We start from the raw sequence: 10,680 nt of genomic DNA on the forward strand, positions 1-10,680 counted from the left end.
TGCCCTGACTGTCTCTACCATCCCCCACTCGGCTCAGGAGAGTGCACTCGGGGTCGACCATCGGGCCTATCGACGGCACTGAGTGCCGCCAACTTGCCCATCCTGCCCCTTGTGATCCGCATCCGGAAGTGCTCTGTGACCTTCGCGACTCGTTTGATCGATCATTTTTCTGTGTCGCGGCCCTCACAGCCCGGGGACGAGCCCCGGAGAGGCGGAACCGGAACCGGAGAGGCGGAAATCGAGCGCTGTGCAGCGCCGGCCCGCCGAGACCGTGCGCACCGCCTGGCCGATCGCCTTGCGGGAGCCGACGAGGACGACCAGGCGCTTGGCCCGCGTGACAGCCGTGTACAGCAGATTACGCTGCAGCATCATCCACGCCCCGGTGGTCACCGGGATGACCACGGCCGGGTACTCGCTGCCCTGGGAGCGGTGGATGGTCACCGCGTAGGCGTGCGCCAGCTCGTCGAGTTCGTCGAACTCGTACGGCACCTCCTCGTCCTCGTCCGTGAGCACCGTCAGACGCTGGTCCACCGGGTCGAGTGAGGTGACCACACCCACGGTGCCGTTGAAGACCCCGTTCTTGCCCTTGTCGTAATTGTTGCGAATCTGGGTGACCTTGTCGCCGACCCGGAAGACCCGGCCGCCGAAGCGCTTCTCGGGCAGGTCGGGGCGCCCCGGTGTGATGGCCTGCTGGAGCAGGCCGTTGAGCGTCCCGGCGCCGGCCGGCCCCCGGTGCATGGGCGCGAGCACCTGGACGTCGCGGCGCGGGTCGAGCCCGAACTTCGCGGGGATGCGCCGGGCGGCGACGTCCACCGTCAGCCGGCCCGCCTCCTCGGTGTCCTCCTCGACGAAGAGGAAGAAGTCCTTCAGGCCCTCGGTGACCGGGTGCTTCCCGGCGTTGATGCGGTGCGCGTTGGTGACCACGCCGGATTGCTGGGCCTGGCGGAACACCCGGGTGAGACGGACCGCGGGAACGGGGCTGTTCTCGGCGAGCAGATCCCGCAGCACCTCCCCCGCGCCGACGCTGGGGAGCTGGTCGACATCGCCCACGAACAGCAGATGCGCACCCGGCGGCACCGCCTTGACCAGCTTGTTGGCGAGCAGCAGGTCCAGCATCGACGCCTCGTCCACGACCACCAGGTCGGCGTCCAGCGGGCGGTCCCGGTCGTAGGCGGCGTCGCCCCCGGGTTTCAGCTCCAGCAGGCGGTGCACGGTGGAGGCCTCGGCGCCGGTCAGCTCGGCGAGCCGCTTGGCGGCACGGCCGGTCGGCGCGGCGAGCACCACCTTGGCCTTCTTGGCGCGGGCAAGCTCCACCACCGACCGCACGGTGAAGGACTTGCCGCAGCCCGGGCCGCCGGTGAGGACGGCGACCTTCTCGGTCAGGGCCAGCTTGACGGCGGCCTCCTGCTCCGGGGCCAGTTCGGCGCCGGTACGGCCCTTGAGCCAGGCCAGCGCCCTGTCCCAGGCGACGTTCTGGAACGCCGGCATGCGGTCCTCGTCCGTCCGCATCAGGCGCAGCACCTGCCCGGCGAGCGACATCTCGGCCCGGTGGAACGGCACCAGATAGATCGCGGTGACGGGCTCCCCTCCGTCCGGCCCCGGCACCTTCTCCCGCACCACACCCGGGCCCTCCCCGTCCCCGGGCTCGGCGGCCAGCTCGCCGAGACACTCGATGACCAGCCCGGTGTCGACCTGGAGCAGCTTGACCGCGTCGGCGATCAGCTTCTCCTCCGGCAGATAGCAGTGCCCCTGGTCGGCGGACTGCGACAGCGCGTACTGCAGGCCCGCTTTGACCCTCTCCGGGCTGTCGTGCGGGATGCCGACGGACTGGGCGATCTTGTCGGCGGTGAGGAAGCCGATGCCCCAGACGTCGGCGGCGAGCCGGTAGGGCTGGTTCTTCACCACGGAGATCGAGGCGTCCCCGTACTTCTTGTAGATCCGCACGGCGATGGAGGTGGACACGTCCACGGTCTGCAGGAAGAGCATGACCTCCTTGATGGCCTTCTGCTCCTCCCAGGCGTCGGCGATCTTCTTCGTCCGCTTGGGCCCGAGCCCCGGCACCTCGATCAGCCGTTCCGGCTCCTCCTCGATGATCCGCAGGGTGTCCAGCCCGAAGTGCTGGGTGATGCGGTCGGCGAAGACCGGGCCGATGCCCTTGACCAGGCCGGAGCCGAGGTAGCGGCGGATGCCCTGGACGGTGGCCGGCAGCACCGTCGTGTAGTTCTCCACGTGGAACTGCTTGCCGTACTGCGGGTGCGACCCCCAGCGCCCCTCCATCCGCAGCGACTCCCCGACCTGCGCACCGAGCAGCGCGCCGACGACGGTCAGCAGATCGCCGGACCCGCGCCCGGTGTCGACCCGGGCGACCGTGTAGCCGTTCTCCTCGTTGGCGTAGGTGATGCGCTCCAGCACACCTTCGAGCACGGCGAGCCGGCGTTCGCCGGCGGCTGCGGAGGGATGGGTGGACATGGAGTCGAAGGTACCGGCGGGGTGTGACAGGTGGCTCCGCCGGTTCAGCAGAGGGCGGGAACCAGACGTCCTGTGCGCAGGACATCCGTATGCTCCGATCATGAATATCTTCCGCCGGCGTGGCCGGGGCAATGCGGAACGCATGACGGGGACGCCTGTGGACGAGGCCAAAGCGCTGTACGACGCGGGGCGTTACGCCGAGGCCGAGGCGGCCGCCCTCGCCGCCGCCCGGTCCCGGCCGCGGGACGATCAGTACGGCGCCATGGCGCTGAACATCGCCGCGCTGGCGGCGGGCGCGCAGGGGCACAGTGCCGAGGCCGTGGCCACGTACGACGAGGCGCTGGTCGTCTTCAGCCGGATATTCGGTGCCGGTCACTGGCTGACCCTGAAGCTGCGCTCAGATCGTGCGCAGCAGCTGACGGCGCTGGGCCGGCACACGGAGTGCGAGGCGGAATGCACGACTGTCGCCGCGACCGCGGCCCGCGGCGCCGGCCCCGAGATGGCCCGCCTGGCGGCTGCCGCCCGCAACGGGCTGGTCTTCGCCCTCAATGCGCAGGGGCGCCATCAGGAGGCCGAGACAGTCGCCCGCGAGGCACTGGCCTCCCACACCGTGCGGGACAGGATGTCCCTGGTGCTACGACTCGGCCTGGCCCGTGCTCTCAACGGCCAGGCGCGCCACGAGGAGGCGCTCGGTGAGGCGCGGGGCGCCGAGGAGCTGTACCGCGCCCTGCCCGAAGCCGAGCGCCATCCGGACCAGGGCGCCGTCGAACTGGCCTCCGCCAACGCCTTGTTCGGGTTGCAGCGCACGGACGAGGCTCGTCAGCTGGCCACAGCCGCTCAGGAGTTGTGCGTGAGTTCCTTCGGCCCGGAGCACCGCCGCAGCGTGGAGGCACGTGAGTTGCTGGAGCGCATGGACGGGGCCGGTTCGTGAGCCCGTCAGGCTGCGTTCGTCAGGTGAGTTGACTCCTTCAGGCCTGCGACGAAGGTGGCGAAGGCCGCCGTAGGGAACGTGAGGGTGGCTCCGTGCGGCACCTTGGAGTCCCGTATCGCTATGCCGGCCCGTCTCCGCGCCACCTCCACGCAGGAGTCGCCGTCGCCAGGGCCGGAGTAGGACGACTTCCGCCAGATGTCGGGGGTGCCCATGCCTCACAGCTCCTTCGTCAGCCTGTGGATGAAGTCGCGTGACCGCTGCGGGTCCAGCGACGTAGCCTTCACTCTACGGAAAGGCTCACGGTATGAACCGAGTTGAGCCTCGGCGTCGATGAATGAGGCACCGTGCGGGCCATCTCGTACCACGGTGTCCAGCTTCTGAACGGGACCGTCCGCGTATGTCATGGCGCTCGCGGCACCCGCAAAGCCCTCCCTCTCGAAGGGGATGACCCGGATGCTGATGTGCACCGACGCAGCCTGCTCGAGAAGGTGCTCGAGCTGCGCTCGGGCCGTAGCCCGGTCACTGACCAAGATCCGAAGAGCGGCCTCGTGGGAGTACTCCCTCCACATCCCCAACGACCTCCGCGCCGTCACCGTCAGCCGGCGCACCCTGCGGCTGATCCTCACCGTGCACGGACTGATCCGCCTCGTCGATGTCGCCGAGCTGCGCGCGGCGGAGCTGGTGGCCAACGCCGTACGGCACACGAAAGGCCCCGCCGCTCTCCGTGTGCGCTGGTCGCCACCGGGGACGCTGCGGATCGGGGCGTGGGACGCGGACCCCTCTCCGCCGGAGCCCCCGCAGCCGTTCACGCCCCTGCTGGAGCGCGAGGACGGAGGGGGCCTCGCCCTGGGGCGGGCCTGTGCCGATGTGTGGGGGTGGCAGCCGCTGGCGCGAGAGGGCAGCCGGGGGAAGTTCGTGTGGTGCGAGGTGGGTGCGGCATAGGGCATCGGCCCTCCCCGCACAGGCGACAAGGCATAGGGCGCGTCTGGGACTGATCCGGAAGGGCCACAACCGAGAGCGGCTCACTTCGGCTCCGGTTCGCCCCCGGCCACATCACGATTCGGTTGCGTCCGTCGGACGACCTCTTGCCCTTCGCCCGTGTAATCGTTTCCAATCCTCCGTGTAATCGATTCCACGAGGAGGTGGGTCGGGCATGGCGGGCATCAAGGACGTCGCCGCCGAGGCGGGCCTGTCCGTCGCCACGGTGTCGCGGGTGCTCAACGGGCATCCGTCGGTGAGCGAGGACGCGCGCCGCCGGGTGACGGCCGCCGTCGAAGCGCTGGGGTACCGGCCGAACGCCGTGGCCCGGTCGCTGCGCACCGATCAGACCCGCACCCTCGGGCTGGTCATCAGCGACGTGCTGAACCCGTACTTCACCGAGCTGGCCCGCTCCGTGGAGGAGGAGGCCCGCACCCTCGGCTACAGCGTGATCATCGGCAACGCGGACGAGCGGCCCGACCTCCAGGACCACCACGTCACCACGCTGCTGGACCGCCGTATCGACGGGCTGCTGGTCTCCCCCACCGACGACGGGTCGCCCGGCATGCTGGCGGCCGCGCGGGCGGGGACGCCGATGGTGTTCGTGGACCGGTGGATCCCTGGCGTGGACGTGCCCGTGGTCCGGTCGGACGGGCGGGCCGCCGTGCGGGACCTGGTGGCGCATCTGCACGGGCTGGGGCATCGGCGGCTGGCGATCATCGCCGGTCCTGCGGCCACCACGACCGGCCGGGAGCGGGTGGAGGCCTTCCGTGAGGCGCTCGGCGAGTACGGGCTGCCGCTGCCCGATGCCTATATCGGCCAGGGAGATTTCCAGGCGGAGAGCGGGCGACGGGTCACCGAGGGATTTCTGGAGCTGGCCGAGCCGCCCGAAGTCGTGTTCGCCGCGGACAACTTGATGGCGCTCGGTGCGCTGGACGCGATCCGCGCGCGTGGGCTGCGGGTGCCGGACGACATCGGGCTCGCCGCGTTCGACGACATCCCCTGGTTCGTGCACACCGATCCGCCGGTCACCGCCATCGCCCAGCCGACCCGGGAGCTGGGGCGGGCCGCCGTGCGCGCCCTGGTCGACCGGATCGAGGGGAGGCCCGGCTCCTCCGTCACCCTGCCCGCCCGGCTCGTCGTGCGCCGCTCGTGCGGTGAGCCCGGCAGCGGGCACGGAATCGATCGTCCCCCCTCCCCCGTACGAAGGAGTACGCCGTGAGCAGCCGCAGTCCTGACGAGTTGCTGCGCATCGAGGGCATCCGCAAGACCTTCCCCGGCGTGGTCGCGCTCGACGGCGTGGACTTCGATCTGCGCCGCGGCGAGGTGCATGTGCTGCTCGGTGAGAACGGCGCCGGCAAGAGCACGCTGATCAAGATGCTCTCCGGCGCCCACACCCCCGACGCCGGCCGGATCGTGGTGGGCGGCGAGGAGGTGCGCATCCAGAATGCGCAGGACTCCGAGCGGCTCGGGATCGCCACCATCTACCAGGAGTTCAACCTCGTCCCCGATCTGACGGTCGCGGAGAACATCTTCCTGGGGCGGCAGCCGCGCCGCTTCGGGATGATCGACCGCAGGCGGATGGACGCGGACGCCGAGGTGCTGCTCAAGCGCGTCGGGGTGGACGTCTCGCCCCGGGCGCGGGTGCGTGAACTCGGCATCGCCCGGCTCCAGATGGTGGAGATCGCCAAGGCGCTCAGCCTCGAGGCCCGGGTCCTGATCATGGACGAGCCGACCGCCGTGCTGACCTCGGAGGAGGTCGAGAGGCTGTTCTCGATCGTGCGGCGGCTGCGCGAGGACGGGGTGGGCATCGTCTTCATCACCCACCATCTGGAGGAGATCGCCGCGCTGGGCGACCGGGTCACCGTGCTCCGGGACGGGCGCAGCGTCGGGCAGGTGCCGGCCTCGACGCCCGAGGACGAGCTGGTGCGGCTGATGGTGGGGCGGTCCATCGAGCAGCAGTACCCGCGCGAGCGCGCCGAGGCCGGGGACGCTCTGCTCAAGGTGGAGGGCCTGACCCGGGACGGGGTGTTCCACGACGTCAGCTTCGAGGTGCGGGCCGGTGAGGTCGTCGGGATCGCGGGGCTGGTCGGTGCGGGGCGGACCGAGGTGGCCCGGGCGGTGTTCGGGGCCGATCCGTACGACTCCGGGGCCGTGCACGTTGGCGGGGTGCGGCTGCGCCGCCACGACGTGAACGCCGCCCTGGAGGCCGGAGTCGGTCTGGTGCCCGAGGACCGCAAGGGCCAGGGGCTGGTCCTGGACGCCTCCGTGGCGGAGAACCTGGGCCTGGTCACCCTGCGGTCCGCCTCCCGCGCGGGCCTGGTCGACCTCAAGGGGCAGTACGAGGCGGCGGAGCGGATCGCCCGGCAGCTCGGCGTGCGGATGGCCGGCCTCGGACAGCATGTGCGCACCCTGTCCGGCGGCAACCAGCAGAAGGTCGTCATCGGCAAATGGCTGCTGGCCAACACCAAGGTACTCATCCTCGACGAGCCGACGCGCGGCATCGACGTCGGCGCCAAGGTCGAGATCTACCAGCTGATCAACGAGCTGACGGCGGCCGGCGCCGCGGTGCTCATGATCTCCAGCGACCTGCCCGAGGTGCTCGGCATGAGCGACCGGGTCCTGGTCATGGCGCAGGGCCGGCTCGCGGGCGAACTGGACACCGCCGAGGCCACTCAGGACGCGGTGATGGCCCTCGCCGTCGGCACCTCCACCGGCTCACCCGACTCGCCCAGCTCCCCCGACTTCCCCAGCTCCCCCAGCTCCCCCAGCAACGGAACGGAGGCCTCCGGTGGCCACTGACACGCTCAAGAGCAAGCCGGGCGCGCAGGCCGGTGCCACGGCCGGCCTGCGCCGACTGCTCCTCGACAACGGCGCGCTGACCGCGCTGGTGGTCCTGGTGATCGCCATGTCGGCGCTGTCCGGCGACTTCCTGACCGCCGACAACCTCCTCAACGTCGGCGTGCAGGCCGCGGTGACCGCGATCCTCGCCTTCGGCGTCACCTTCGTCATCGTCTCGGCGGGCATCGACCTGTCGGTCGGCTCGGTCGCCGCGCTGTCCGCGACCGTACTGGCGTGGAGCGCGACCGAGGCCGGGCTGCCGGTGGTGCTCGCGGTCGTCCTCGCCGTGGCGACGGGCATCGCCTGCGGTCTGGTCAACGGCTTCCTCATCTCCTACGGCAAACTCCCGCCGTTCATCGCCACGCTGGCGATGCTGTCGGTGGCGCGCGGCCTGTCGCTGGTGATCTCGCAGGGCTCGCCCATCGCCTTCCCCGACTCGGTCTCCCACCTGGGCGACACGCTCGGCGGCTGGCTGCCGGTGCCGGTGCTGGTGATGGTGGTGATGGGCCTGCTGACCGCCTTCGTGCTGGGGCGGACGTACATCGGCCGGTCGATGTACGCCATCGGCGGCAACGAGGAGGCCGCGCGGCTGTCCGGACTGCGGGTGAAGAAGCAGAAGCTCGCCATCTACGCCTTCTCCGGCCTGTTCGCCGCCGCCGCGGGCATCGTGCTCGCCGCCCGGCTGTCCTCCGCGCAGCCGCAGGCCGCGCAGGGCTACGAGCTGGACGCGATCGCCGCGGTCGTCATCGGCGGCGCCTCCCTGGCGGGCGGCACCGGCAGGGCGTCCGGCACCCTGGTCGGCGCGCTGATCCTCGCGGTGCTGCGCAACGGCCTCAACCTGCTGTCGGTGTCGGCGTTCTGGCAGCAGGTCGTCATCGGTGTGGTCATCGCGCTGGCGGTGCTGTTCGACACGCTGCGCCGCAAGGCGGGCACGACCGCCCCCGCGGCCGGCGCCCCCGCCGGCGGGAACAAGGGCAAGCAGGCACTGACGTACGTGATCGCGGCCGTGGTCGCCGTCGCGGTGGTCGGCGCCACCTCGCTGCTGCACAACGGCTCGTCCGGGGCCGCCAAGCCGAAGATCGGCCTGTCCCTGTCGACCCTCAACAACCCGTTCTTCGTACAGATCCGGGACGGCGCCGAGAAGGAGGCCAGGAAGCTGGGCGTCGACCTCACCGTCACCGACGCGCAGAACGACGCCTCTCAGCAGGCCAACCAGCTGCAGAACTTCACCAGCGGCTCGCTCTCCGCGGTCGTCGTCAACCCGGTGGACTCCGACGCGGCCGGGCCGGCGGTGCGCGGCGCCAACAAGGCGGGCATCCCGGTGATCGCCGTGGACCGCACCGTCAACAAGGCGGACACCTCCGCGCTGGTCGCCTCCGACAACGTGGCGGGCGGTGCGCTCGGCGCCAGGGCGCTCGCCGAGAAGCTCGGCGGCAAGGGCACCATCGTGATCCTGCAGGGCCAGCCCGGCACCTCCGCCAGCCGCGAGCGCGGCGCGGGCTTCGCCGAGGGCCTGAAGGACTACCCGGGCATCAAGGTCGTCGCCAAGCAGCCCGCGGACTTCGACCGCACCAAGGGCCTGGACGTGATGACCAACCTGCTCCAGGCGCACCCGGACATCGACGGCGTGTTCGCCGAGAACGACGAGATGGCGCTCGGCGCGATCAAGGCGCTGGGCTCCAGGGCCGGCAAGTCGGTGCACGTCGTCGGCTTCGACGGCACGCCGGACGGGCTGAAGGCGGTCGAGGCGGGCACGCTGTACGCCTCGGTCGCGCAGCAGCCGACGGAACTCGGCAGGATCGCTGTGCGCAACGCATTGCGGGCCGCCGAGGACAAGAAGGTGGAGAAGATGGTGAAGGTCCCGGTGAAGGTGGTCACGAAGGAGAACGTGGCCGGGTTCGAGGGCTGACACCGGGCCGAGGGGCCATCGAGGCGGGCGGCCGGTCGCACCGGCCGCCCGCCGCACGCGGATCGGGGAGCGATCGATGAACGACTACGACCTCCTGGTCGTCGGTTCGGCCAACGCCGACCTGGTGATCGGGGTGGACCGCCGGCCGGGTGCCGGGGAGACGGTGCTCGGCTCCGACCTGGCCGTCCACCCGGGCGGCAAGGGAGCCAACCAGGCGGTGGCCGCCGCCCGGCTGGGCGCCCGCACCGCGCTGCTGGCGCGGGTGGGCGACGACGAGCACGGCCGGCTGCTGCTGGACTCGCTGCGCAAGGCCGGGGCCGACACGGTGGGTGTGCTGGTGGGCGGCGCGCCGACCGGGGTCGCGCTGATCACGGTGGACCCGTCGGGGGACAACAGCATCGTCGTCTCCCCGGGCGCCAACGCGCGGCTGACGCCGTCGGACGTGCGGGCGGCCGTGTCCCTCTTCCACGCCTCGCGGGTGGTGTCCACGCAGCTGGAGATCCCGCTGGAGACGGTGGTGGAGGTGGTGCGGAACCTGCCGCCGGGCAGCCGGTTCGTCCTCAACCCGTCGCCGCCCAGGCCGCTGCCCTCCGAGGTGCTGGCGGCCTGCGACCCGCTGATCGTCAACGAGCACGAGGCGAAGGTGGTCCTCGGCGACAGCGCCGGGGTGAGCGACCAGCCGGAGGACTGGGCGCGGCTGCTGCTGGCGAAGGGCCCGCGCTCGGTGGTGGTGACCCTGGGCGGCGAGGGCGCGCTGGTGGCCTCCTCGGACGGCATCACACGCATCCCGTCCGTCGAGGTGAAGGCGGTGGACACCACCGGTGCGGGCGACGCGTTCACCGCGGCGCTGGCCTGGCGGCTCGGCTCCGGCGAGCCGCTCGACAGGGCCGCCGCCTACGCGGCCCGGGTGGGCGCGGCGACGGTCACCAAGCAGGGGGCGCAGGTCTCCTTCCCGACGGCGGCGGAGGTCGCGGCCCTGTGAAGAAGCACGGGATCCTCAACCGGCATCTCGCGGGCGCCCTCGCGGAACTCGGGCACGGCGACGGGGTGCTGGTGTGCGACGCGGGGATGCCGATTCCCGGCGGTCCGCGCGTGGTGGACCTGGCGTTCCGGGCCGGTGTGCCGTCGTTCGCCGAGGTGCTGCACGGGCTGCTCGCCGAGCTGGTCGTCGAAGGGGCGACGGCGGCGAGCGAGGTGCGGGAGGCCAATCCGGAGGCGGCCGGGCTGCTGGCGGACCATTTCCCCGCTCTCACTCTCGTCCCGCACGAGCGCCTCAAGGAGCTGACCGCGGGTGCGCGGCTCGTGGTGCGCACCGGCGAGGCACGGCCGTACGCGAATGTGCTGCTGCGCTGCGGGGTGTTCTTCTGACGCGTCCACGCTGCGGGGGTGTTCTTCTGACGCGTTCAGACGTGTTCCTCTGACGCGCTACGGCGCGTTCTTCTGACGCTCCCGCGTGTTCTTGTGAGCCGGGCCCGGCCGCCCGGCCCCACACCGGGAGGCCGGGCGGTCACGTTCCCGGCCTCCCCACCGGGAAGCGCGCTCCTCCTCGAGG

10 protein-coding genes are annotated in these 10,680 nt (G+C 71.5%); 7 read left to right on the forward strand and 3 right to left on the reverse strand.

From position 1 onward, the window contains the following. Positions 1–183: 183 nt before the first annotated feature. Positions 184–2,469 (reverse strand): SF1B family DNA helicase RecD2, encoded by a 2,286-nt coding sequence (recD2, locus tag ABD207_RS00265; RefSeq protein WP_344008939.1) that lies wholly within the window; start codon positions 2,467–2,469, stop codon positions 184–186. A 142-nt stretch (positions 2,470–2,611) separates the two neighbouring features. Here recD2 and ABD207_RS00270 point away from each other — a divergent pair, with 142 nt between their 5' ends. After that, positions 2,612–3,400, forward strand: coding sequence for a tetratricopeptide repeat protein (locus ABD207_RS00270; RefSeq protein WP_344008941.1), 789 nt, complete (start codon positions 2,612–2,614; stop codon positions 3,398–3,400). A 5-nt stretch (positions 3,401–3,405) separates the two neighbouring features. Here ABD207_RS00270 and ABD207_RS00275 read toward each other — a convergent pair whose 3' ends face one another. Then, a complete protein-coding gene (locus tag ABD207_RS00275; protein WP_344008943.1) occupies positions 3,406–3,612 on the reverse strand; it encodes a DUF397 domain-containing protein in 207 nt (68 codons plus the stop codon). 3 nt (positions 3,613–3,615) lie between these two features. Then, entirely contained in the window at positions 3,616–3,969 is a 354-nt protein-coding gene (locus ABD207_RS00280; RefSeq protein ID WP_344008945.1) for a Scr1 family TA system antitoxin-like transcriptional regulator, read from the reverse strand. Between ABD207_RS00280 and ABD207_RS00285 the strand changes: the two genes are divergently transcribed. The 6 genes from ABD207_RS00285 to rbsD all read left to right on the forward strand — a co-directional run bounded on the left by ABD207_RS00285 (position 3,860) and on the right by rbsD (position 10,496). After that, entirely contained in the window at positions 3,860–4,342 is a 483-nt protein-coding gene (locus ABD207_RS00285; RefSeq protein WP_344008947.1) for an ATP-binding protein, read from the forward strand. The genes ABD207_RS00280 and ABD207_RS00285 overlap by 110 nt on opposite strands. A 211-nt stretch (positions 4,343–4,553) precedes the next feature. After that, positions 4,554–5,600, forward strand: a complete 1,047-nt coding sequence (locus tag ABD207_RS00290) for a LacI family DNA-binding transcriptional regulator (protein ID WP_344008949.1) — start codon at positions 4,554–4,556, stop codon at positions 5,598–5,600. Next, positions 5,597–7,180 (forward strand): sugar ABC transporter ATP-binding protein, encoded by a 1,584-nt coding sequence (locus ABD207_RS00295; protein WP_344008951.1) that lies wholly within the window; start codon positions 5,597–5,599, stop codon positions 7,178–7,180. The genes ABD207_RS00290 and ABD207_RS00295 overlap by 4 nt, the downstream gene beginning before the upstream one ends. Beyond that, positions 7,170–9,128 carry an ABC transporter permease/substrate-binding protein gene (locus ABD207_RS00300; protein WP_344008953.1) on the forward strand — a complete coding sequence of 653 codons (1,959 nt, stop codon included), beginning with the start codon at positions 7,170–7,172 and terminating at the stop codon, positions 9,126–9,128. Before ABD207_RS00295 ends, ABD207_RS00300 begins: the two co-directional genes overlap by 11 nt. 76 nt (positions 9,129–9,204) lie before the next feature. After that, positions 9,205–10,110, forward strand: a complete 906-nt coding sequence (locus ABD207_RS00305; RefSeq protein WP_344008955.1) for a ribokinase — start codon at positions 9,205–9,207, stop codon at positions 10,108–10,110. Beyond that, positions 10,107–10,496, forward strand: a complete 390-nt coding sequence (gene rbsD / locus ABD207_RS00310) for a D-ribose pyranase (protein ID WP_344008957.1) — start codon at positions 10,107–10,109, stop codon at positions 10,494–10,496. Before ABD207_RS00305 ends, rbsD begins: the two co-directional genes overlap by 4 nt. The last annotated feature ends 184 nt before the right edge of the window (positions 10,497–10,680 follow it).

Origin of the sequence: Streptomyces thermospinosisporus, assembly GCF_039526425.1 — a bacterium.
GTDB lineage: Bacteria > Actinomycetota > Actinomycetes > Streptomycetales > Streptomycetaceae > Streptomyces > Streptomyces thermocarboxydovorans.